Source organism: Chitinophaga sp. 30R24, assembly GCF_049056765.1.
In the GTDB taxonomy this organism is placed as follows: domain Bacteria; phylum Bacteroidota; class Bacteroidia; order Chitinophagales; family Chitinophagaceae; genus Chitinophaga.
This window is the reverse complement of sequence record NZ_JBJGXX010000001.1, coordinates 287,559-311,366: the sequence shown is the minus strand read 5'-3', so window position 1 is coordinate 311,366 and position 23,808 is coordinate 287,559. Positions and strand designations below refer to the sequence as shown.

Below are 23,808 nucleotides of genomic sequence, written 5' to 3'. Positions count from 1 at the left end.
AATTGCTAACATGGTATCTTCTTTATTCAATATACAGTACCCTATTATCCAGGCGGGCATGATATGGGCAAGCGGCTGGCGTTTAGCCAGCGCCGTGAGCAATGCCGGCGGGCTGGGGCTGATAGGCTCCGGCAGTATGTATCCGGATATATTGAGGGAACATATTCAAAAATGCCGGCAAGCGACCAACAAGCCTTTTGGCGTAAATGTGCCTTTGTTGTACCCGGATATTGACCAGTTGATAAATATTATTTTGGAAGAAAAGGTACCGATCGTATTTACTTCTGCTGGTAATCCGAAGACCTGGACACCGGTGCTGAAAGCGGCTGGCATTAAAGTAGTACACGTAGTATCCAGTGCAGCTTTTGCGTTGAAGAGTGAGGCCGCCGGCGTAGATGCCGTAGTAGCAGAGGGCTTTGAAGCCGGTGGGCATAACGGGCGGGAAGAAACGACCACTATGGTGTTGGTTCCGGCAGTATGTGAACAAGTGAGCATTCCCGTGATCGCCGCTGGCGGTATTGGTTCGGGTAAGGCGATGGCAGCGGCTTTTGCTTTAGGGGCTTCCGGCGTACAGGTAGGCAGCCGCTTTGTAGCTACTCCCGAAGCATCTTCCCATATTAACTTTAAACAGGCAGTGGTAAATGCCAGGGAAGGAGATACGATGCTAAGTTTAAAAAAGTTGGCTCCCGTGCGTTTGATCAAAAATAATTTCTACCAGGCAGTACAGGCCGCAGAAGATAACGGCGCGGATGTGACGGCGTTAAAAAATTTATTGGGCCGCGCCCGTGCTAAAGCTGGTATGTTTGAAGGAAACCTGGAAGAGGGGGAGTTGGAAATAGGTCAGGTAAGCGCCCTGATACATCGTATACAACCTGCTGCCTCTGTGGTGGAAGAAATCTGGACTGAGTTCCGGTTCACCGTGCAACGCTTGCATCAACTTAAGTGATAAAGGCCGGGCTGTTTTACCATCTATTGGTAAAAACAGCCCGGAAATAATTTATTGTTTTCTTATTACCCACTTCACCGCTTCTTTCAGCGTAATTTTTTTACCATACATCAGTATACCGGTGCGGTATATTCTGCCAGCAGCCCAGGTGGTAATGATAAATCCGCCTATGAGGCAAATAAAGGATAGTCCGAGTTGCCAGTAGGGTACTGTACCGGGAACTCCATAAGGCAGGCGGGCCATCATAACCATCGGAGAAGTAAAAGGGATGATACTGCCCCATACCGCCAGTGGGCTGCCTGGGTCCTGAACGGCCTTCATCATAATGATAATGCCTATAATGATGGGTACAGTAATAGGGATGGTTAGCTGTTGTATATCACTCACATCTTCATTGGCGAGACTGCCCACTGCTGCGTATAAAGAAGAATAAAAAAGATAGCCTCCCAGAAAATACAGCACAAAGCAGGGGATAAGGAGGTTCCATTGGATGTTGCCTACCACTTCTTTTATTTTTTGCACCATTTCAGCGGCGGCAGCTTCGTTGCCCTGGGCCATCGCGCCGCCTTGTGAGGCCGCTTGCAGGCTTTCCGGAGAAACAAATAAAGGAATAATGGAGTATATAACGGTAACCAATATACCCCAGATGAGAAATTGCAGTAGTCCTACTGCTGCGATGCCCACAATTTTACCCATCATCAGCTGGAAAGGCTTTACACTGGAAACCATCACTTCAGCAATGCGGTTTACTTTTTCTTCCATCACTCCTCTCATTACGGAGGTGCCAAATAACAACAGGATAACGTAGATAATAAAACCACTGGCATAGCCAACACCGTAGGCCACCCAGGAATTACCTTTTTTCTCGTCTTTTCCGCTCTTAAAAGTTACTTCTACATTGGATTTAATGGCGCTTAACTTGGAAGCATCCAGTCCTTGCAGTTCCATCCGCTTTTGCTCAATAATATCGTTGATATCTTTATTGATGCTGCTCTCCAGTAATATGCTGGTTTGTCCGCTGCTATAGTATTCGAAGCCACCGGGCCGGTTAATATCAAATGCCGGGATATACAGTACGCCTCCGTAACCGGATGTTTCATAGTTAGTTTTCAGGCTGTCGAAGTTTTGGTCTGGCAGGTATTTAAAGTATACTTCTTTTGTGTCGGGGAATTTATTGTTGAATAAGCCGCTTTTGTCCACTACAGCGATGCGTTTGTGTTCGCTGGAGGATATGGAAAACAAAATAGGCACAATAATAATGGCAGCAAAAGCGAGGGGTACCAGTAAGGTAGTGATCAGGAAAGATTTTTTACGGACGCGGGTAAAAAATTCTCTTTTTATAATCAGGCCAATTTTTTTCATAAACGATTAAAATGATCAGGTGAGCGGCATAGTAGCTACATGGGCAGCTTTATTTTCCGTTTGTTGTACCTGGGTGATAAATACATCATTGATAGAAGGGAGGATTTCTTCAAAATAGGTGACCGGAATATCCTGGCGGATAAAGTGCAGCAGAATATCGTTAGTACTGCTATCTTCATTCATTTTTACGGTGAAAGATTTATCATGTACTTCCACGATAGAGAAGTGCCAGGTATTCATTTGGGCATGGTTAGGCATTTGACCCAGTCCGATGCGGAAAAGTCCCTGTTTAAAGTCTTGTTGTATTTGTTTTACGCTGCCATCCAGTATTTTATGGCCTTTATTGACCAACATGATACGGTCGCATATTTCTTCTACCTGTTCCATACGGTGGGTAGAAAAGATGATGGTAGTGCCCTGGTCGCGCAGGTGAAAGATTTCTTGTTTGATCAGGTTGGAGTTGATAGGGTCTAGGCCGGAAAAGGGTTCATCCAGTATCAGTAGTTTAGGTTGATGGAGGATAGTGGAAATGAATTGGACTTTTTGCTGCATGCCTTTGCTGAGCTCATCTACTTTTTTATTAAACCAGGAGTTGATATCGAATTTATCGAACCAGTATTTTATTTTCTCCGTGGCTTCTTTCCTGTTCATTCCTTTTAGCTGGGCGAGGTACAGGGTTTGTTCGCCCACCATCATTTTTTTATATAAGCCTCTTTCTTCGGGCATATATCCGATGTATTGCACATCGTTTTCGGGGTCAAATTTTTTTCCGTTAAAGAGAATTTGGCCTTCATCAGGATAAAAGATGCCCGTGATCATACGGAGCAGGGTAGTTTTACCCGCTCCATTGGGACCCAGCAGGCCGAAAATGCTGCCTTCCGGGATATCAAAGCTTATGTTGTCCACTGCTTTGTGGGTATCATAATACTTTTTCAGCTGTTTAACTTCGAGTAGGTTCATGCCGAAAAATACTGATTAATCAGCAATAAATAATTATAATATCTGGAAGGAATTTTTAGTGTAGTTGATCGGCAATGATAGCAGCAATCCGTTCTCCATCCATAGCGGCGGAAACGATGCCGCCTGCGTATCCGGCGCCTTCTGCGCAGGGATAGAGGCCAGTCACCTGTGGGTGTTCAAGTGTGTTTGGGTGGCGTGGAATGCGTACCGGTGAAGATGTGCGGGATTCGGTGGCTACGAGTACCGCATTTTCTGTATAATATCCTTTCATTTTGCGGCCAAATGCTTTGAATGCTCCGGCGAGGCGTTGATGTACAGTAGCGGGTAAAACGCTGCGCAGGTCGGCGCTGTGCAGGCCGGGTACATAAGAGCATTCGGGGAGGGATACGGATATTTTTTTATTAACAAAGTCGGTCATGCGTTGTGCCGGCGCTACAAAGTGGCCCCCGCCGGCATGGAAAGCCTGTTGTTCCACTGCTTGTTGGAAGTACATGGCGGCGAGCGGTCCGTGTTGAGCGAAAGGGACAAAATCGGATTCGTCTACGGTAACCACCATGCCGGAATTGGCAAAGGGGTTATTGCGTTTAGAAGGCGACCAGCCGTTTACCACCAGTTCTCCCGGATCGGTGGCGGCGGGTGCTATGATACCACCTGGGCACATGCAGAAAGAGAAAACGCCGCGGCCTTCTACTTGTTCTACGAGGCTATAGCTTGCCGGCGGTAAATATTCACCGCGGGTGGTGCAATGGTATTGGGCGCTGTCGATCAGTTCTTGAGGGTGTTCTACCCGCACGCCGAGGGCGAATGGTTTTGCTTCCAGCAGTATATTTTGCTGGTGCAGCATTTTGAAAATATCCCGGGCAGAATGGCCGGTAGCGAGAATGAGGCGTGGTGCATCGAAGCGGTCGCCGGTTGCTGTTTTTACGCCGGTAACGGCGCCATCTTTCAATAGGATGGAAGTGATCTTTTGTCCGAAATGCACTTCACCGCCGCTGTTGATAATTTGTTCGCGCATGGCGGTGATGATATGTGGCAATTTATTGGTGCCGATATGCGGGTGTGCGTCGATCATTATTTTTTCTTCGGCGCCGAAGTGAACAAATATGTTCAGTATGCGGTTAATATCTCCGCGTTTATTAGACCGGGTGTATAGTTTGCCGTCTGAATAAGTGCCAGCACCGCCTTCGCCAAAGCAGTAGTTTGATTCAGGGTTTACAATGCCGGTTTTATTGAGGGCAGCCAGATCGCGGCGTCGAGCGCGGACGTCTTTTCCGCGTTCCAGTATAATGGGTTTCACACCAGCTTCTATGAGTCGCAGTGCCGCAAACAGGCCTGCGGGTCCAGCGCCTGCAATCAATACCCTGGGGGCGTTGAGCGGCAGGGAATGGTATGCCAGAGGTGGATGTTGTCTTTCTATAAATGGTTCATTGATGAATACTTGTATGGTAAGTATAAAGTATATTTGTCTGGAACGCGCATCTATAGAGCGTTTGAGCAGGTTAAATCCCGTGATGTGATCGTGTTTGATACTCAGTGCAGCAGCGGCGTGCTGTATAATATGTGTATGAGAGGCGGCATCTGCCGGTAATAATTTGAGTGATACTTGTTGAATCATGGCACGGTACGGTTAGGTGTTTATCCTAAAAAGTAAATGCAAAGGTACGTTATTGCATGGGCATTTTATGCGATAGGCATTGCCTAGTTCATTGAAAGGCCATAACTAAGCATAAAAAATGCAGCGAAGAAGAAGTACAAGGGTACTTTATCTTCGCTGCAAAAAATTATTCAGCAATTAACGGGTAGTTGCGGATAGGCTTGGGCGTATGTAGCAACCGGTTAATTAGCTACTAGAACGGCAGATCATCACCAGCGTCGCCGCTGGTTGGCATCTGTGGTGTATTGTAGTTAGGTTGCATATCTGCACCTGGAGCAGGAGCCGCCATTACAGATTCCATGCGCCATGCGTCGAGATTAGTGATGTAATTTACTTTGCCATCTTTCTCCCACCTGGTGCCTTTGATATTGAAATAAACTTTAACGTTTTCACCCTCATTAAACCGGTCTACAATACCAGTGCGGTCTTGTACCGACTGAAACTTAATATAGTTGTTGATAACACGGCCATTGATGTCATCAGACTTCTCAATAACGAACTCTCTTGTTTTAAAAGTTTCGCTACGTTGTACCGTGTTGTACTTCACAATCAGCTTTCCGGTAATTTCAAAACTCATAGAAAAATTTTTTTAAATTCAGAAGGATCAAAGATAAGGTATTCGACTTAGTGCGGACAAATATTTTTTAATAAAACCCTGCGCGCGATATAAAAAAATAGTTTCATAATTGCTAGCCATAAAGACATTTTTTTAAATGGAGATACTAACATAGTTTTGCACCCTCTCTAAAAAAAGTGTGAATATCTCATCCTTAAAAGTGAACGATTTTTTTTGAGAGCAGGACTACAATATTATTTTATCAGGTATATATCCATATTTATAATAAAAAGGAGAATGGAAAAGATAAATATACTGTTAATCAATGAGGTTTATAGTAGCGAAAACCTTGTCACGTGTGGGTTTCAAAGGCCCGACAGTAGTGGAAAAGAGAGATTAGCTACACTGTAATCAGGATAATATAAACAAGGGTAGATAAATTTTTTTTTTCAACATTTTCTACAGATATTCGTCGTCCTGTCTGAAAATTTTTCAACGTCCTGGTTGGGGAATTTTAAATTCGAGAACTAAGCATCCTTAATTAAGAAACAACTAATTTTTTTTATCTCAATGAATAAAACTTGCGAACAAGTTTGGGAAAAGTGTCTTAATATAATTAGGGATATCGTAGAATGGCAGCCGTTTAAGACGTGGTTTGAACCAATAAAACCCATTAAACTTGAAAACAATGTTTTAACCATCCAGGTCCCCAGCCAATTCTTTTATGAATACCTTGAGGAGCATTATGTGGGATTGTTAGGAAAAACTATTAAAAGAGAATTAGGTAAAGAAGCCAGGTTGGAGTATCGCATTGTAGTAGAGAATGGTACGCCACATCAACATCCCAGAACTGTAAACATGCCTACGCAGTTTACCAAGCCTCAGAAAGATAATGAAGTAGATTTTCCGCTAACGATTCACAATCCGGTTAAAAATCCCTTTGTTATTCCTGGTATTAAAAGAGTACAGATCGACTCGCAGCTCAATCCCAACTATACGTTCGACGCGTATGTGGAGGGTGATAGCAACCGTGTAGCAAGGCGGGCGGGGAAAACTGTAGCAGAAAAACCAGGAGGCACTTCGTTTAATCCGCTTGTAATATACGGTGGCGTGGGATTGGGGAAAACCCATCTAGCGCAAGCTGTAGGTAATGATGTAAAACGTATACATCCTAATAAAGCGGTGTTATATGTAAGCGCAGAAAAATTTATCAATCAGTTTATAGATCATTCTAAGAATAATATTATCAACGATTTCATCCACTTTTATCAGTTGATAGACGTGTTAATTGTAGATGATATACAATTCTTTGCCCGTGCAGAAAAAACACAGGATGCATTCTTCGCCATCTTCAACCATCTGCATCAATCTGGTAAGCAACTCATATTAACATCCGATAAGGCGCCTAAAGATCTGGATGGTGTACAGGAAAGATTGTTGAGCCGTTTCCGTTGGGGGTTGAGTGCGGATATACAGATCCCTGATTTTGAAACCAGGATGGAAATCCTGGAAATGAAAATGCGGAATGATGGACTGGAGATGCCAAAAGAAGTAGTGAAGTATGTGGCATATAATATACAAACCAATGTGCGTGAACTGGAAGGTGCGCTCATTTCTTTGCTGGCACAGTCTTCCCTGAACCGTAAAGAGATAGACCTGGAACTGGCGAAACGTGTATTGAAGTCTTTTGTAAAAACTTCTTCGAAAGAAATTACTATCGAGAGCATTCAGAAAATGGTCTGCGAATACTTTGATGTGCCTTATGATAAACTGTTGCAGAAAACACGTAAACGCGAAATTGTGCAGGCACGACAAATTACCATGTATCTCGCTAAATCATTTACCAAAAATTCTTTAAAAACTATCGGTGAACATTTTGGGGGCCGTGATCACACTACAGTGATCCATAGTTGCCAAACCGTGAAAGACTTGATGGATACGGATAACAATTTCCGCGACAGTGTTATTGAACTGCAACAGAAAGTACAATTGGCTGCTATGTAAAGCCATGCTTTAGCCCTGATAACCTATTTTAAAAATGCCGTGCAGTGATGTACGGCATTTTTATTTTTATCCTCAAACGCAATGCTGCAGCTGTTTTCAAAAAAAAATAAAAAAAAATAGAAATGCTTTTGGAGAAATTAAAACTTTTCCTATTTTTGCAACCCATTCAGAAAGGAACGGAGAGATGCCTGAGTGGCCGAAAGGAACGGTTTGCTAAACCGTCGTACGGGTTAAACTGTACCGAGGGTTCGAATCCCTCTCTCTCCGCAAGCTTTAAAAGCCTTCAAATCGTAAGATTTGGAGGCTTTTGCGTTTTAGGTATATCTTGGTCATCCCTAAATTTAAGGGATCCGGGGGAGCTTAAATTCAGGGAGAAAATAAAAATTTAAGAATCCAGAATCAGGTTGCAAGTCATTCGTGCAAAATCATTTAACTTCTTTAATCAAAAATTCTTCAACAAATCGCTTCTCTGAAGAGAAATTAATACCAATAGCTATTTTCTTTCTATCTTCTAATTGATAAGGACGCAAATAACCTTTCTCAAAAATCTGATCAAGAGCCGCCTGCGCGGTTCCATTCAATTTTAACTCTATAGCAAAAATATATTGTTCAGTAAACACCAGTACATCGCATCTACCTGTAGAACTATGTACCTCGCTACGTACATCAAGACCTAGGCGCTTAAAGGATAGATGTACGATGATATGAAAGATTGATTCACTTTCAGCCTTCCAATGATCATAAGGAATGGTGGAGACAATTACATTCATTACTTTGATCATTTGAGGCATATTATTATTTTTCAATGCCTTTCCCAAATCATATGTAATCGCCATTGAGTCGTTGCCTGGAAATACATTTCGATAAGCACTCAGCAGCGCATCTGTCAAACTTTCTTCTACCTCCTTATTGGGATAGCCAAGCTCATATAATCTTGTTTCTTCATCATAATTTTTAATGGTCAGATACCCTGTCTGGAACAAAACCGGTAATGAAGCAATGTGCTCAACATTGAAACTGCTCAAAGCATTTTCTCCAATTCGTAAATTTTCTAGTTCAAATTCTCGGTTATGTCTCATCAGATTCACTAACCAGGTTGGTGTTCCCGTTTGAAACCAAAAATTTTGAATCCGACCCGATCCCATATAACTCAGCACAGAAAATGGATTGTATACTTTACTGGTACCGTCCCATGAATATCCGTTATACCATTCTTTTAATTTCTGCAAAATATCAGCCTGTCTTTGCTGAAGAACATTTATTTCTTCTTTAAAATCTGACTCAAGCTCTTGCTGGGTGATACCCATCAATGTAGCATAATGGGGATTAAGCGTAATATCATACAGGTTATTCAGATCAGAGAATATACTGACCTTGGAAAACCTGCTTACCCCGGTAATTAGCAACAAACGAATATATTGATCCGCATCCTTTAATACAGAATAAAAACTCTTAAATACCGATCGGTTTTCCTCTACTTTCTCTAAATCCTCCAGGTAATCGGTAATAGGTTTATCATATTCGTCAATCAGGATCACAACTCTTCCATTGGCAGAAGCCTTACGGATCAGTTCTTCAAACCTTCCTTTTAAATGGCTGGCTTCCAGTTCCAGGCCCAGACCTTTTGCCAAAACGACCATTTCCATGTTGAGCGCCTCATACAATCCTAATTTTTGATAATCAAGCTTACTTAGCCGTAAGTGTATCACCGGATGCTTTTGTCCCCAATTCCATTGATCATGGATCCAAAGACCTTCAAATAGGTCCTTATTGCCGCTGAAAATCTCCTTGATGGTAGACAATAATAGGGATTTACCAAAACGTCTGGGGCGACTCAGAAAATAGTATTTCCCTGAATCTATTAATTTATGTACTAGTTGGGTTTTGTCGATATATAAATACCCTCCGTTCCTTATTTCTCCAAAATCCTGTAAGCCTATTGGATACTTTCTCATAAAATCAAAGATAAAATAAAATCTATGACAAAGCCCTGTTACACGCCCTAAGTCAGCACAACAGCTAAGTGGTCCTTATTTTCCAATTTGTACCAAGCCTGTTGACAGAAAAGCAAATGACAATAGGCATGCATCGCTATATGAAATATATAATTAAATACATATGCAATAATTAAATATATCGCTTAAAATAAGCTCCCATGCCGACAATATTTCTTACGTATTTCCAAGAATACCATCTACCTGTAATATATCCAATATGTTAGCCACATTATCATCCTGGACATCATTTTCCCAAACGCAAATTCACGTATCAAATTCACCCCGCTCTGGCAATGCAGGAATCCGCATCCCGGACAGGTATGCAGCAAGCATAGCAATGAATTTCACTAATAAATGCGCGAATTTTAGATAAACCCTCCGTAAACTGGTTCGAACTTCGTCCCCTGTCCCCTTTCTTTTTATAAGCAAAAATTGCCAACTGTCAGATTAAATCACCACTACTTCACTTATTTATGCCGGAAGGGTTGTGGAATGTAGTACCATGTAAATTTTATTTGTACTTTGCTCCTCCAAAGCAGTTTTAAGTGCTGCATGCAAAATAATAAAATGATCAACTTAAGTTACATCGCTCAATTCATCTCTCCTCGGCTTTTTCCGGAGTAGTCCCTCTTTGCAGATTATTCACCCACCTGGTGAATAAAAAACTGCCTGTCCCATTCCGGGGCAGGTGTATTGCATCATTCCATTCTCTGTATTTCGCGTCCTGATTTTCTGTAACGTTCATCCAGAGGTGTTCTGTTATGGTTAATGATATGTATATGTACGCTATTAAACAACATCTAAAATGAAAATATTAAGAATAACATCCAGCCCCCGTAAGGAATACTCTAAAAGTATTAAGCTCGGTGCGGCCATTATCGAAAAGCTACTTGCTGCCCATCCTGGTGCCAGCGTCAAACATAAAGACCTGACCGCATCACCATTTCCTCATTTGGAAGAAGTACATCTTAAGGGATTTTATACGCCTGTTGAATACCGTTTACCAGGCTATGATGAAGCCGTTCGTCATTCCGACGAAGCTATTGCTGAGATCAAAGAAGCCGATGTGCTGGTGATAGAGGCGCCGTTGTATAATTTGACCATATCATCCACGCTGAAAGCATGGATAGACCATATCGTCCGCAATGATATTACTTTCAGGCATACGCCCGATGGAGATGTAGGACTTTTAACCGGCAAGAAAGTGTATGTGGCAGTAACTGCCGGATACATTTACTCCGAAGGCCCAGGTAAAGCCAAAGATTTTGTAAGACCTTTGTTACAGGCAATTCTCGGTATGTTAGGTATCACAGATGTTACTTTTATAATGGCAGAAGGTCTTAGCGTTCCGGGGGTAAAAGAAACAGCTTTCCAAAAAGCACTGGATAGCATTAAAATTTAATGTTATCCAATTGCTACAATAGAAATAGATCAGTATGGGGGGACAAATCACATCAATATGGTTTGCCCCCTTTTTATTTGAGCCTGTATTGCTTGTTGATTACCAGATTAGCTGAATGAATTTTGTTTTACCAATAAGATTAACCAATTTTACTGATGTTCCATCGGTTAATATCAGGTGAGAGTCTTGTGAGTTTAACCGGAAATTTTGGTGCTGTGTTTGATACAGCAAGCTAACGGAGCAGTATCCACGAATGTAAAACAAGCCATAAATTCAAAAAATGAAGAATTATTTTTTACTACTGTTATGTTTGGTTGGTATAATAAAAAGTGAGGCTCAAAACAGAGGTTTCAGCGTAACAGCAAAGATTAGCAACCCGCAGCAATATACATTGGCTTTAGTTTATTACTCGTCGAATACAATGATTATTGATACGAATGCAGTTGTGCGAGATGGAGCATATATTTTCAAAGGCAATGTGGATGCACCTGTGTTGGCCAATTTGATTATTAGGGGAGCAGATGCATTATCTATCAAAACAAAGGAAGGAATAATTCCCGGACCTTCCCTTACATTTTTCCTTTTGAACGATGATATTAAAATTACTGGAGCTGCTGATAAAATTTATATGTCTGCAGTTGAAGGAGGATTGCCCAATAAAGAATGGGCGGGTATTCGTGCCGAAGAAAATAAATGGGAAGATGAAATTTGGCAGTTGATGAAGCGCGTATATGAAAATGGAACGCCTGGAAGCGACTCCATTGAAATGAAAAAATTGATTCAGGTAAAATCTGAGCAAGACAGACGGTTGAATACCCTCCATCAGCAGTTTATTGAAAACAATCCGAGTTCCATTGTAAGTGCCTATTTTCTTGCCGGCATGGTAAACACGTTGAATGTAACAGCATTGAAATCTGCTTACGGAAAATTAGGTGATGACAGCAAGCACACCTTGTTTGGGCAGATGATCGAAAAGAAAATTGCGGCTATGGATGCTTCTTCAACCGGGATGCAAGCCATTGCGATTGATAAAAAAGATAGTTACGGCAACCCAGTAAATCTACAGACTTTAAAAGGCAAATATGTATTGTTGGATTTCTGGGGAAGCTGGTGCGCGCCATGCAGGCAAAGCCATCCCTATTTGACAGCGTTATATGCAAAATATCATAGCAGGGGTTTGGAAATACTAGGTATAGCACAGGAGCAGAGCACAACTTTAAGTGAATGCCGAACCGAGTGGTTAAATGCCATTCAAAAAGATAAGTTGGTGTGGCCACAAGTATTAAATAATGAAGAGAGTGACAAGTTTAATGCAGTTGCGGCTTACGGCATTACAGCATTCCCGACTAAAATCCTTTTGGATAAGGACGGAAAAATTGTAGCACGATTTATAGGTACGGAACATGAACAATTAGACGATGTATTGAAAAACATCTTCAATAAATGAATTTGTAATATGTGGTACTTATCATTTAATCTGGCAACACTTATTAATTATAAGTGTCACATATAGGCTATTATGCAAGTTGTTGAGAAATGCATTACATCTTTGATTCCTTAACATTTTGTTCATATTCGGAGGCATACGATAACACTTACTTTTGCACTTGCAAGTTGTGGTGTTATACAATTGAATGAATGAATAGATTGCTGTGCTTTTTTTTCTGCTTGGCCTTCCCCGGAGTATTAGCTGCACAAGAAGTCCGGACAATTACTGCAGAAGAAACAACTAAATTATTAAAGGTTAAGCCTGATTCTGCCTTCTTTTATATTAAAAATGCGCTGACATTAGCATTGAATAATAAGGATGAAAAAAAGGTAGCTATCTGTTATCAACAGATCGGCAAGGTATTCTACACCCAAAGCGATTACCTGCATGCCCTGGACTATTACTTCAAAGCCGATAAAATACTCCGGACACAAAATGATCCCCTTCCCTTTGGCGAAAACTTAATCAGAATAGGGGAAACTTACTACTATTCGAAAAAGAGGAATGAAGCGCTGCCAGTTTTTAATGAAGCCCTGGCCGTTTTTCAGAAGGCACATTATAAATCCGGTATTGCACAAACCTATGCGTGGATTGGGCAAGCTTATAATAAAAAAGGCGCCTATGATCAGGCATTAAAATACCAACAACTGGCGTTGGAGCTGTATCTCCAGCTAAACGATACTTCCGGCATTGCAAAGGTGTACGAGAATATAGGCAGCAATTTTGAAGATACGGAAGACTATCAACAGGCGCTCAGGTATTTCGAATTATCCCTCACCTTAAATCATTCCCAAAACGACCGGGTAGATGAAACGGAGATCCTGAACAATATCGGAGATATTTACCGGAAAACAGGTCATTATGAAGAAGCCCTTATCGCTACAAAAAAGGCAGAAAAGCTGGCAGCAGAACTAAAAGACCAGTTCCAGCTCAGAAGCGCATATCATGACCTGGCTAAAAATTATCATTTAATGGGGCAAAACGATAGTGCCTTCTATTATAGTGAGCTAGACAGGAAGATTTACCTGGAGATATATGAAGAAGCCAAAGACAAACAAATGGCCCTCTTACAAGTACAATTTAATGTAGATAAGAAAGACAATGAAATTATAAAACTGGAGAAAGATAAGCAGTTGAACCGGTTGCTGGCTATTGCCACCTTATTGGCCATTGCTTTGCTTACTTTCTTGGGACTTAGCATTTTCAGCAAACAAAGAACTAAAATAAAGCACGAACAGGAGCTCAACGATAAGAATAAAAAGCTGCATGCTATGGAAAAGAATGTGATAGAAATAGAGCTGCAGCATAAATTATCGGAAGAAAGGAACTTAAAAGATCTACTGGAACTAAAAAATAAAGAGCTTACCAGTCATACGCTACACCTGATCAAGAAGGATCAGTTATTAGAAGAACTAAAGAATAAGTTGACCACACTGGTGAAAGAGGATAAGAGGGACCAGCGTAAAGAATTAAAGCAACTGGTTGGTATACTCAACGATGGTAGCCAGCAAGATAAGAACTGGGATGATTTCAAGGTGGTGTTTGAACAGGTACATGAGCATTTCTTTGATCGCTTAAGAACGTATTGTAATACACTAACGGCCTACGATCTTCGTTTGGTCGCTTTATTAAAGATTAACCTAAGCCCTGCAGATATTGCTAGTTTTTTGGGGATTTCCCCGGATAGTTTAAGGGTATCCCGTTACCGTTTACGCCGTAAGCTTAATTTGAAAGAAGGTGAAAACCTGGTTGCTTTTATACAACAGATTTAAGTCTATTATTTTAAAAATACTGGTCTGCAGGCAGCTGATGTTAGGTATAACTGAGGCTTTATGATCTCTTTTTTAGGCTTCTTTTGCCAGGATAGTTGTTTTTACAGAAAGGGTGTTAACGTAAGCTTAATGTCAATTGTTTCTATCCTATTTAATTGTTTTTCAATATTTTATATTGATGTAACGCGTAATTGTTGCCTTCCAGTTAACGCCTGGTAACAGGGCTGTATATATCTTGTAATGGGGTAAGCAGGAAGAATGGGATTTTTTTAATCAAGATTTGCAGCGGCTAACGAAAAAACTGGCCAGACGAATGATGAACTTTTGCTTTACCTACAAATTTCTGGAGAGAAGCATAGCATGTCTGCTGATATGTATATGCTGTTTTGCGCAATCAGCTTTATCGCAAACAAATGTGAAGGGGGCTCAATTTACCGGAACCGTTAAAGATGCTGGTACCATGGAGCCGGTTATTGGAGCCCTCATTGCCGTACATGGAGAAGGGGAGCTGAAAGGTAGGATTTACAGGACCACCACTGATTTTAATGGCAGTTTTGTGGTAGATAAATTACATCCTGGTCGTTATACCGCCAAGGTACAGTATATGGGCTATCAGGTTTCGGAAACCACTTTTGCGATTAATGGTCAGGGTGAAAACGTAAACCAGGCTTTTTTACTGAAAACAAGCCATCAGCGCTTAAATGAGGTAGTGGTGAATGCCAAACAAGATGGCGGTTCTGCACATGTGGCCCGGAAAATAGAAAAGAATGCAGACCAGATCATGAATGTGGTATCAGCAAAAGCGATTGAGGTATCACCAGATATCACTGTGGCCAATGTGATACAACGGGTGTCTGGTGTTTCCCTGGAACGCAGTAATAATGGAGATGGACGGTTTGCTATTATCCGTGGAATGGATAAAAGATATACTTATACGTTAATCAATGGTATCAAAGTGCCCAGCCCGGATAATAAAAACAGGTACGTACCATTGGATATTTTTCCTGCTGAACTAATGGAAAGGATAGAGGTTAATAAAACCCTTACTCCTAATATGGAAGCCGATGCTATTGGTGGTAGTATCAACCTGGTGATGAAGAATGCGCCAGACCGGTTCCTGATCTCCGCCAATGCAGGATCTGGTTACAGCCAGTATTTTTTTGACCATTCCTTTATGAAATTCGATAAAGGAGCCATCAATGATAAGTCACCTCTTGATTTAAATGGGCCAGGCTACAACGCTACCAGCAACGATTTTTCCAGGGGCAACCTGGATTTCAAGAAATCTACCGCTGCTCCGTATGGTATTTTCGGGCTTACATTAGGCGACCGTTTTTTGCACCATAAGCTTGGCGTATTGGTAGGTGGTTCTTACCAACATACCAGCAGGGGATCAGAAAATACCTTTTTCAAAACAATGACTTCCATCAAAAATACCCCGCTTTTGCAAGATATTATTGCCAGGAATTTGTCTAGTAATCTCACCCGGAGTGCGGTACATACCAAAATAGATTATCAGCTGAATAGTAAAAATGAGATCAGCTTATATGGTTTGTATACTAATCTCCAGAATGTTGAATCCAGGATTTCTTCTGATACCTCTTTAACTTCTACCAGAACAGGCCCTGGCACCGGTAAAGTTACTACGTTGTCCAGATCCAGGTACCAGACCCAGTATATCGCTAATGTTAGCTTGCAGGGTAAGCACAATTTACTGCCTGCTTTGAGCATAGACTGGACCGGAAGCTATGCTAAAGCTGGATCGAAATTGCCGGATTGGGTGGAGTTAAATACTTTTAGCGCAGCATCTATAGAAAATGGAGCACCTTATGTAAGTCCGGCTACATTGCAGCCTTTCAACAGGATCTGGCAGCATAATACAGATAAAGATCTTTCCGGTTATTTGAATGTGCATTACAAACCAATGGTAATGGGAAAACGCGCAGATTTTTCTGTTGGGGGACTGTATCGCCATAAAACCAGGGAAAACTACTTTAATACCTATACTCTGGAGCCTGTGAAAACCGGTAATCCGGCTACTTTCCCTGTATTTGAAAACATTTATCATGCACAATATAAAGTAGCAAATCCTAATGGTAATATTGATAATGCCTTAAATTATAATTCTTCCGAAGATATTTTGGCATATTATGCCCAGCTTAAATTTGATATAGACCGGTTGCAAGTGATTGGTGGCGCCAGGGTAGAAGAAACTAAACAAGCCTTTGATACCCGGCAGTCGGATCTCTTCCAGGGAAAAACCGGAAAATTAACCTATACCGACCTGTTGCCAAGCATTCATCTGAAATATCAGCTGCAAGCTGATCAGCAATTAAGGCTGTCTGTTTATACAGCAATAGCCAGACCTAACTATTTCGATCTTATCCCTTATGTGGTTACTGCAACCGACAATTTTGATGAGGCAGGAAACCCTAATCTCAAGCACACTACTTCCACCAATTTTGATCTCCGTTATGAGTGGTTCCCGAAAGTGATAGACCAGTTTGTTGCTGGTGTATTCTATAAAGATATCCACCGTCCGATTGAGTTTATGGTGAATGACAAAGGACAGATCCAGCCAATGAATCTGGGGAATGCTACCAACAAAGGATTGGAATTGGTAGGGGTGAAGTATTTCAGGCAATTCGGTGTATCAGCCAATTATACTTTTACGCTTTCTTCTATAAAAGCAACAGGCGTTAAAAATAACTATAATCCGATCACCAATACTTTAAATACACCTAACCAGTTAATTGTACCGGTTGAACGGCCATTGCAAGGGCAGTCTAAGCACATTGCCAACCTAACAGTATTTTACAAACAGCCGAAAGCGGGATTAGACCTTCAACTGGCATCTGTATATACCGGTAGCAGGATTGTACAGGTATCACAGTTTGCCGATCTGGATTACTGGCAAAGAGGAAATGTACAACTGGATTTTTCTGCTGAGAAAAAATTGTCTGAGAAATTTGGGGTATACATCAAATTACAAAACCTGCTCAATAACCCATCTATCGTAGAGATCCGTTCTCCATACACCACACCGGTAAACGGATCCGTACCATTGCAGAAAGAGAACCATAACCTGATCGTTCAAAAAGATATTTACGGACAATCTTTCCTTTTTGGTTTAAGATACCGGCCATAAACGATATCAATAATTTATACCCTCTAAAACAGCGCATAATGAACCATAAAAACTATATAAAAAGCTTGTTGCCTTTATTGCTGGTATTACTGGCATTACAGGCATGTATAAAGAAAGATGAGAAATTAGTTTTATCACCTCCGCGTATTGAATTACCGCTGGCAGTATTAAACGATACGCTGAAAGGCACCGTAAAAGGGATACTTGAGCCAGATAAAACCTATTATGTACCTGCGGATGTATTTGTGAATAAAGGAGATACCTTATATATTCCTTCGGGAGTTAAGTTGGTGATCCTGGGTGATGGTACTCCTCAAAACAGCCCAAGTTTCTTTATTAATGGTACACTGATATCAGATGGTACTAAACAGGCGCCTAACTGGTTTACAGTGCCGGAAGATAAAAAGAAGGCGATGCCTGATGGTGGCATATGGGGTGGTATTGTAGCAGATGATGCACAGAACATTATTATCAGATGGACGCATATAGAATACCCTGGCGCTCCTTGGGGAAGTTATAAAACGCCTTCGGCTGATATTTCTCCTACACACCAGGGTATTATTTGCTTGGGTGAAACCAATTTTATACTGGAAGACTCCTGGTTATCGTATACGCAGGATGATGCCTGCTATGTGCGCAATGCAAAGGTCAATATTGTAGGGAATACTTTTGAAAGCATTGGTACCACAAAGGGAATGGCGGTGAGTGTAAAATATGGCGCACGCGGAGATATTGCTTACAATGTAGTGGTGAATGCCTTTAACTCCGGTATTAAAAGTCAGTCGCTTTCCGGCGCTCCGAGCCAGTCTGTTGTAAATGTGTTCAACAATACCGTTATCAACTGTGGCTTCCTGAATCCAACCTATACTGCCGGCGGAGGTATTTCTTTTGAAAAGCTGGTAGCTGGTACGGCATTCAATAATATTATTGCCAACAATAAAATCGGGATGAGAATCCTGGATGGCGCTTCTGCTGTAGACGAGGCTAACTTTAGTTATGGTTATAACCTTTACTACGGTAACGATGCTTCCATTACCGCTAACTTTTTCCCGGATCTGAAAGGCTTTTCTGCTAAACCACAAACAGGGGATATTTATTCTGCCACCCCTATGGCAAATGACCCTTTATTTGTGAACCTGAAGGGTAGCTTAATCACACCTACTTTCCCGGCGATATATGAGGGCATAGATCTGCATTTGCAGGCTAATTCTCCTGCACTGGGCAAAGGGTTGGTAACGATCCCTAAGGTGCCTATGTACGTTGCATCTAAAAATTTCCCTGCCAGGATTGTGGCGCCCAATAAAGACATGGGAGCTTATCCTTCTGATGGCAGCGGTAATCAACACTAAACTGTATCTCATGCGTTTTTCATTACATCGTGTATTACTTGCCGTTAGTATATGCTGTGCCGTTGTATTCATGGCGGCGCCGGCATCCGGACAAAAATTATCCTCTTTTCCTGAATGGGAAGAGGGTTATCTGGATATACATTTTATTAACACTGGTTGTGGTAATTCCTCTTTCCTGGTTTTCCCGGACGGCTCCACGATGTTGGTAGACGCAGGAGATAAGGATCCGGATGGGCTCACCAAAAATGCGCCCTGGAAAGTAACAGCTCCCTATCCAGACAATTCACTTTCTACCGGACAGTGGATAATGAACTATATCAGGCAGGTAAGGCCCCGGAATGGAGGCCCGGGCATCGATTACGCCGTAGTTACCCACTTTCATGGCGATCACTATGGTGTAGTATCCAAGCATTCTAAGCAGTCGGCTCATGGATATTACTTGTCAGGTATTTCGGAAGTAGGTGATGGAATGCCTTTTGGCCTACTATTAGACAGAGGCTATCCCGATTATAATTTTCCGGTAGACCTTAAAACGAAAAATAAAGAGGAAGGCACCAGTTTCCTGAACTATCTGGCATTCATTAAATACCATCAGGCGCATACGCATTTGAAAGTGGAGATGCTGAAACCTGGTACTACAAACCAGGTACGTTTGGTGCATACACCTGAAAAATATCCTGATTTCCTGGTGCGCGGTATTAAAGTAAACGGTGAATGCTGGACTGGTGAGGAAGCACAGGTGCAAACGTTATTTAATGCAGATTCCGTGAACCAGGCGAAAGGAAGTTTTACAGAAAATGCTTTAAGCCTGGCGATGAAACTTTCCTATGGAAAATTCGATTACTTTATAGGAGGAGATAATACCGGCTTACAAGGATATGGATGGCCTAGATGGGCAGATACAGAAACGCCGATAGCCAAAGTAGTAGGAAAAGTAGAAGCGTTAACGTTAAACCATCATGGCAATAGAGATGGCACCAATGAAAATTTTCTCCGCACCCTGCAGCCACAAGTGATTGTAGAACAAACCTGGCGATCCGATCATCCGGGCCAGGAGGTGTTGTACCGGCTTATTGCGGATAATTTGTATAAAGGGCCCAAGGATATTTTTGCTACCAATATCCAGGAAGAAACAAAGGTGGTATTGGGGGCGCCTTTAATAAATGGGTATAAAAGTCTTTTTGGGCATATAATGATAAGGGTATTACCAGGTGGAAATGAGTTTTATGTGTACGTCCTCGAAAATGAAGGTAAAGCCATTAAGGTCAGCCATCAATATGGCCCTTATTTTTCAAATTAAGTAAGATGTTTTCCTGTAATTGATTACTACAGGAGCCGTAAACTGTGAGCCTTGTTGCCTTAGCTGGTAGCAAGGCTTTTTTATTTTAATAAAGGCAGGTTTATCTTTAACGTGTAACCATTACCGGACAATAGTGTATCATAATCGAACAAATGAAATGAATTTATATATGTATTTATTTGTTATTAAAGTATTGAATTGATGGCATTTAATTAGACGACGGCTACGAAAGTTTAAATTCAATGGTTTATGTTTAGGAGTTATCTTAAAACTGCGATCCGTAACCTGAGCAGGAATAAATTATTCTCAGGGCTTAATATACTGGGTTTGGCTACTGGCATGACTTGTAGTATTCTTATCTTTTTATGGGTACAAGATGAACTGAGTTTCGACAGGTTTAATAAAGATGCCACCCATATATACCGGCTTACCGGTGCAGTGGCTGATATCCATGCCGCCGTAGTGCCGGTTCCTATTGCGGCGGCTATGAGGAGTATTCCTGCTGTAAAAAATAGCACATGCATTTCTTCTCTGGCGAGTATGGTCACCATCGGTAATAAGAAGTTTGATGAGCGGAACATGTTTTATGCAGATGTAAATTTTCTGCGCATATTTAGCTTTCCGGTACTGCTGGGCGACACTACAAATTTGCTGAGTAAACCCAATGAGGTGGTGATAACGGAGAGCAGTGCCAGGAAATATTTCGGCAGCCCTGAAAATGCGATGGGGAAAACATTGCATGTAGATAATGATAGCAAAGGCAATGATTTGTTAGTAACCGCTGTATTAAAGGATATTCCGCATCAGTCGCACCTGCAATTTACTGCGTTGCTTCCCATACAGCTGTATGAAAGAACAATTTATTTGCCAGGAGCCTGGAGCAACTTTGACGTATATGCTTACCTGCAGATAGACGACCACTTTAAAGGAACTAAGGCAAATGTGGCGGTATTGGAGCAACAGGTAAATCAGATATACCAGCAACGCAACGCTACTGACACTAAAGGAGTGATTACTGTACAGCCCTTAACAAACATACACTTGTATTCTCCCGGGCTGATGCTCAATGTAGCAGGTACAGGAAGTATTCAACATGTACGGATTTTCTCAGTGGTCGCTATTTTTATACTACTGATCGCCGGCATTAACTTTGTGAACCTGTCTACTGCTTTATCTGGTCAGCGGGCCAAAGAAGTAGGATTGCGTAAAACAGTAGGCGCCATGCGCTCGCAGCTGGTATTGCAGTTTTTGTGTGAGGCGTTGATATTGTCAATAATTTCACTGATCATCGGGTTGGTGACAGCTGCTTTGTTATTGCCCTTGTTTAATGATTTATCATCTAAAACGATCACTCTTTCTGCCATTACGCCTAAAATGCTGTGGAGCTGTTTAGGTATTGCCTTAGTAGTGGGATTATTGTCTGGTAGTTATCCGGCAATTTACTTGTCGTCTTTTAATCCTGTGAAGGTATTGAAAGGTGTAAAAATGCTGCATGGTAATAAAACCTTTTTCCGTAATGGGCTGATTGTAGTGCAGTTTTCTATTGCGGTAGTGTTGATGGTAAGCACCATTGTGGTGTATCAGCAACTGCAATTTATCCGCCATATGGATATTGGGTACAATAAGGAAAACTTATTATACGTGCCTATTATCCGGTTAGGGGACCTACAGCGCAACCAGGAGTCAGTGAAATCTCAGATGGGCCAATATGCCGACATCGGGAAATATACATTTGTCAGCCATTTACCCACAGATATGGCTACGGGTACTACCAGTATCACTTGGGATGGTAAAGATCCTGCCTTTAAGCCGGTTTTCCCACAGATGTGGGTAGATGAAAATTTTGTGGAAACATTTGGGATACATTTAAAAGCAGGGCGTTTTTTCCGTAAAGACGCTCCCGCAGACGAAATAAGTTACGTGGTAAACGAAGCCGCATTAAAAGTAATGGGAATGGATGTAGCCACAGCAGTGGGAAAATCAATAACCATGGACTTCGACAAAAAAGGGCAAATTATTGGCGTGGTAAAGGACTTTAATTTTAAACCCGTACAACAGGTGATTCAGCCGTTGATTATCCGGAATGGTAGTTCCGGGAATTTTAGAGGGAACACCGGATACGTTGTGTTGCGCACATCGCCAGCTCACATGCAGCATGTATTGGGTATCATGAAACAGATCTATCAGCAGATATATACAGACTTCCCGTTTTCTTTTGGTTTTATAGATGAAGACTTGTTGAGGTTGTACATTGCAGAACAGCGGATGGGGAAGTTGTTTAATATTTTCGCTGTTTTATCAGTGATCGTTTCTTGTTTGGGGCTCTTTGGTCTTACTACGTTTGCCACACAAAAGCGTATCCGTGAAATTGGGGTGAGAAAAGTACTAGGCGCCAGCGTAGCTGGTATTGTGGGCTTATTATCGAAAGATTTCGTGAGGCTGGTATTATTAGCTTTGCTGATTGCTTTTCCTATCGCCTGGTGGGTAATGACACTGTGGTTGCAGGGGTTTGCTTTTCACATTGGCATGGAGTGGTGGTATTTTGGTATTGCCGGTATTATTGCTTTGGTGATCTCCTTTATAACGATCAGTTATCAATCCATTAAGGCGGCCAAGGCTAATCCGGTTAAGAGTTTGCGGGCAGAATGATCATTTTGGGGGGATGTGAAATATTTTAATACCTGCGCTGGTAGCCTGTTTGAGATTTTTTTTTTGTGAATTTTGTGGAAAGAATTTGTTTTTATGTAAAATAATTTCCTACATTTGCACTCCGCAATTGAAGCAAGGGAAGCCACAAGGGTTACTAAAAAGCTGAGATAGCGACTAAGTTGGGATTTCGGGGCGTAGCGTAGCCCGGTATCGCGCCTGCTTTGGGAGCAGGAGGTCGCAGGTTCGAATCCTGCCGCCCCGACTGAAAAGGACAAGATGGAATTATTTCCGTCTTGTCCTTTTTTTTGTCTTCTAAGTCCACGAACTGCCCCGGTTTATAGCTACTTCGTAAGTTGCTATAAGCATTTATCAGGGATGGAATTTTTCGGAGTACCTATCAGGTGAAATATCTTGATTTAACAATGTTCATCAAAAGCAGCTATTAAATCACTAGCAAGCGCGCGAGCATCCCGGTTTTCAATTCTGTGTTTGGGAATAAAGTAGACCAGCTCGTTATCTTTAAAAAATGCAATGGAAGGAGAGGATGGTGGGATATCAGCTATGTAGCCACGCAAGCGGGCAGTAGCCTCTAGGTCTTGTCCTGCGAATACACTTGCAATTCTATCCGGTTTTTTGGAATATTCCAGTGCCATTTTGACTCCCGGACGGGCCGAGCCAGCGGCACACCCACAAACGCTGTTAACTACTATCATAGTAGTACCGCTCTGGTTCATTATGTTATCAACATCTTCAGGACTAACTAGCTCCTGAATACCAACCTCTGTTAATTCGTCTCTGAAGGGTTTTACTAATAAAGGGGAATAAGGCATAAAATGCTATTTTGAGGTGAAGAAATATTGCTGAAAACTTCTGACTTTAAACAACTCTGCTATAAAATTGTTCGAAATGTGTTCAGTCGCCCCGGCTTATAAAAAAGCCCTACCGTTTCTTACTGTAGGGCTTTTTATTGCCTGTGTCCCGTCCTGAAATAGTGATACAAAAAGTTAAGCTATGGACCGGGTAATTTCTCATTAAACAAACATGTAAATGAGGAATTGGTATCAGCTGCCAGCCATTACATTTTACTGTTTATCCCAGGGTAAGGATAATAAATCCGCTATCAAAGGTGCGATAGCCGTTATTTTCATAACCGGAATGAATTTGCCAGCCTGAATGCCAGCGCCGTAGGCAACGAAGCCTGTTTGTATTTCCTTGAAATC

At 41.7% G+C, this 23,808-nt stretch carries 15 protein-coding genes and 2 tRNA genes; 11 read left to right on the top strand and 6 right to left on the bottom strand.

Annotated features, from left to right (window positions below; all coding sequences use genetic code 11):
* Window positions 1-10: 10 nt before the first annotated feature.
* Entirely contained in the window at window positions 11-946 is a 936-nt protein-coding gene (locus ACDQ55_RS01305) for an NAD(P)H-dependent flavin oxidoreductase (RefSeq protein ID WP_420979210.1), read from the top strand.
* A gap of 51 nt (window positions 947-997) precedes the next feature.
* On the opposite strand, the gene ACDQ55_RS01300 is transcribed toward ACDQ55_RS01305, so the two are convergent.
* The 4 genes from ACDQ55_RS01300 to ACDQ55_RS01285 form a co-directional block, all read right to left on the bottom strand.
* Entirely contained in the window at window positions 998-2,308 is a 1,311-nt protein-coding gene (locus ACDQ55_RS01300) for an ABC transporter permease (RefSeq protein WP_420979209.1), read from the bottom strand.
* A gap of 15 nt (window positions 2,309-2,323) precedes the next feature.
* Complete coding sequence (locus tag ACDQ55_RS01295; protein ID WP_420979208.1) at window positions 2,324-3,268, bottom strand: ABC transporter ATP-binding protein; 945 nt, start codon at window positions 3,266-3,268, stop codon at window positions 2,324-2,326.
* A gap of 55 nt (window positions 3,269-3,323) precedes the next feature.
* Complete coding sequence (locus ACDQ55_RS01290; RefSeq protein WP_420979207.1) at window positions 3,324-4,883, bottom strand: NAD(P)/FAD-dependent oxidoreductase; 1,560 nt, start codon at window positions 4,881-4,883, stop codon at window positions 3,324-3,326.
* A gap of 232 nt (window positions 4,884-5,115) precedes the next feature.
* A complete protein-coding gene (locus ACDQ55_RS01285) occupies window positions 5,116-5,499 on the bottom strand; it encodes a DUF3127 domain-containing protein (protein WP_420979206.1) in 384 nt (127 codons plus the stop codon).
* Window positions 5,500-6,048: 549 nt separating this feature from the next.
* Here ACDQ55_RS01285 and dnaA point away from each other — a divergent pair.
* Together dnaA and ACDQ55_RS01275 are read left to right on the top strand one after the other, a co-directional pair.
* Window positions 6,049-7,482, top strand: a complete 1,434-nt coding sequence (dnaA, locus tag ACDQ55_RS01280) for a chromosomal replication initiator protein DnaA (protein WP_079469646.1) — start codon at window positions 6,049-6,051, stop codon at window positions 7,480-7,482.
* A gap of 178 nt (window positions 7,483-7,660) precedes the next feature.
* Window positions 7,661-7,749 (top strand) — tRNA-Ser (locus tag ACDQ55_RS01275).
* A gap of 158 nt (window positions 7,750-7,907) precedes the next feature.
* On the opposite strand, the gene ACDQ55_RS01270 is transcribed toward ACDQ55_RS01275, so the two are convergent.
* Window positions 7,908-9,437, bottom strand: a complete 1,530-nt coding sequence (locus ACDQ55_RS01270; RefSeq protein WP_420979205.1) for an AAA family ATPase — start codon at window positions 9,435-9,437, stop codon at window positions 7,908-7,910.
* An 847-nt stretch (window positions 9,438-10,284) separates the two neighbouring features.
* Between ACDQ55_RS01270 and ACDQ55_RS01265 the strand changes: the two genes are divergently transcribed.
* The 8 genes from ACDQ55_RS01265 (at window position 10,285) to ACDQ55_RS01230 (ending at window position 22,850) form a co-directional block, all read left to right on the top strand.
* Entirely contained in the window at window positions 10,285-10,881 is a 597-nt protein-coding gene (locus tag ACDQ55_RS01265) for an FMN-dependent NADH-azoreductase (protein WP_420979204.1), read from the top strand.
* 280 nt (window positions 10,882-11,161) lie between these two features.
* On the top strand, window positions 11,162-12,328 hold the full coding sequence (locus ACDQ55_RS01260; RefSeq protein WP_420979203.1) for a redoxin family protein: 1,167 nt from the start codon (window positions 11,162-11,164) through the stop codon (window positions 12,326-12,328).
* Between the two features lie 191 nt (window positions 12,329-12,519).
* The gene (locus tag ACDQ55_RS01255; protein WP_420979201.1) at window positions 12,520-14,142 is read left to right on the top strand and encodes a tetratricopeptide repeat protein; all 1,623 of its coding nucleotides are present in this window, start codon (window positions 12,520-12,522) and stop codon (window positions 14,140-14,142) included.
* Between the two features lie 415 nt (window positions 14,143-14,557).
* Window positions 14,558-17,290, top strand: a complete 2,733-nt coding sequence (locus tag ACDQ55_RS01250) for a TonB-dependent receptor domain-containing protein (protein ID WP_420979200.1) — start codon at window positions 14,558-14,560, stop codon at window positions 17,288-17,290.
* A gap of 38 nt (window positions 17,291-17,328) precedes the next feature.
* Window positions 17,329-18,639, top strand: a complete 1,311-nt coding sequence (locus ACDQ55_RS01245; protein WP_420979199.1) for a right-handed parallel beta-helix repeat-containing protein — start codon at window positions 17,329-17,331, stop codon at window positions 18,637-18,639.
* A 10-nt stretch (window positions 18,640-18,649) separates the two neighbouring features.
* Window positions 18,650-19,939: a ComEC/Rec2 family competence protein gene (locus tag ACDQ55_RS01240; RefSeq protein WP_420979198.1), complete on the top strand. Its 1,290-nt coding sequence runs from the start codon at window positions 18,650-18,652 to the stop codon at window positions 19,937-19,939.
* 249 nt (window positions 19,940-20,188) lie between these two features.
* Window positions 20,189-22,588, top strand: coding sequence for an FtsX-like permease family protein (locus tag ACDQ55_RS01235; protein WP_420979197.1), 2,400 nt, complete (start codon window positions 20,189-20,191; stop codon window positions 22,586-22,588).
* Window positions 22,589-22,776: 188 nt separating this feature from the next.
* Window positions 22,777-22,850 (top strand) — tRNA-Pro (locus tag ACDQ55_RS01230).
* A gap of 154 nt (window positions 22,851-23,004) precedes the next feature.
* Here ACDQ55_RS01230 and ACDQ55_RS01225 read toward each other — a convergent pair.
* Window positions 23,005-23,418 (bottom strand): BrxA/BrxB family bacilliredoxin, encoded by a 414-nt coding sequence (locus ACDQ55_RS01225; protein WP_420979196.1) that lies wholly within the window; start codon window positions 23,416-23,418, stop codon window positions 23,005-23,007.
* Between the last annotated feature and the right edge of the window lie 390 nt (window positions 23,419-23,808).

Bases quoted from the DNA above. Each gene is read 5' to 3' on its own strand.
- ACDQ55_RS01270 (WP_420979205.1), bottom strand. From the start codon at position 9,437: ATGAGAAAGTATCCAATAGGCTTACAGGATTTTGGAGAAATAAGGAAC.
- ACDQ55_RS01255 (WP_420979201.1), top strand. From the start codon at position 12,520: ATGAATAGATTGCTGTGCTTTTTTTTCTGCTTGGCCTTCCCCGGAGTA.
- ACDQ55_RS01285 (WP_420979206.1), bottom strand. From the start codon at position 5,499: ATGAGTTTTGAAATTACCGGAAAGCTGATTGTGAAGTACAACACGGTA.
- dnaA (WP_079469646.1), top strand. From the start codon at position 6,049: ATGAATAAAACTTGCGAACAAGTTTGGGAAAAGTGTCTTAATATAATT.
- ACDQ55_RS01295 (WP_420979208.1), bottom strand. From the start codon at position 3,268: ATGAACCTACTCGAAGTTAAACAGCTGAAAAAGTATTATGATACCCAC.
- ACDQ55_RS01300 (WP_420979209.1), bottom strand. From the start codon at position 2,308: ATGAAAAAAATTGGCCTGATTATAAAAAGAGAATTTTTTACCCGCGTC.
- ACDQ55_RS01305 (WP_420979210.1), top strand. From the start codon at position 11: ATGGTATCTTCTTTATTCAATATACAGTACCCTATTATCCAGGCGGGC.
- ACDQ55_RS01260 (WP_420979203.1), top strand. From the start codon at position 11,162: ATGAAGAATTATTTTTTACTACTGTTATGTTTGGTTGGTATAATAAAA.
- ACDQ55_RS01240 (WP_420979198.1), top strand. From the start codon at position 18,650: ATGCGTTTTTCATTACATCGTGTATTACTTGCCGTTAGTATATGCTGT.
- ACDQ55_RS01265 (WP_420979204.1), top strand. From the start codon at position 10,285: ATGAAAATATTAAGAATAACATCCAGCCCCCGTAAGGAATACTCTAAA.
- ACDQ55_RS01225 (WP_420979196.1), bottom strand. From the start codon at position 23,418: ATGCCTTATTCCCCTTTATTAGTAAAACCCTTCAGAGACGAATTAACA.
- ACDQ55_RS01235 (WP_420979197.1), top strand. From the start codon at position 20,189: ATGTTTAGGAGTTATCTTAAAACTGCGATCCGTAACCTGAGCAGGAAT.
- ACDQ55_RS01290 (WP_420979207.1), bottom strand. From the start codon at position 4,883: ATGATTCAACAAGTATCACTCAAATTATTACCGGCAGATGCCGCCTCT.
- ACDQ55_RS01245 (WP_420979199.1), top strand. From the start codon at position 17,329: ATGAACCATAAAAACTATATAAAAAGCTTGTTGCCTTTATTGCTGGTA.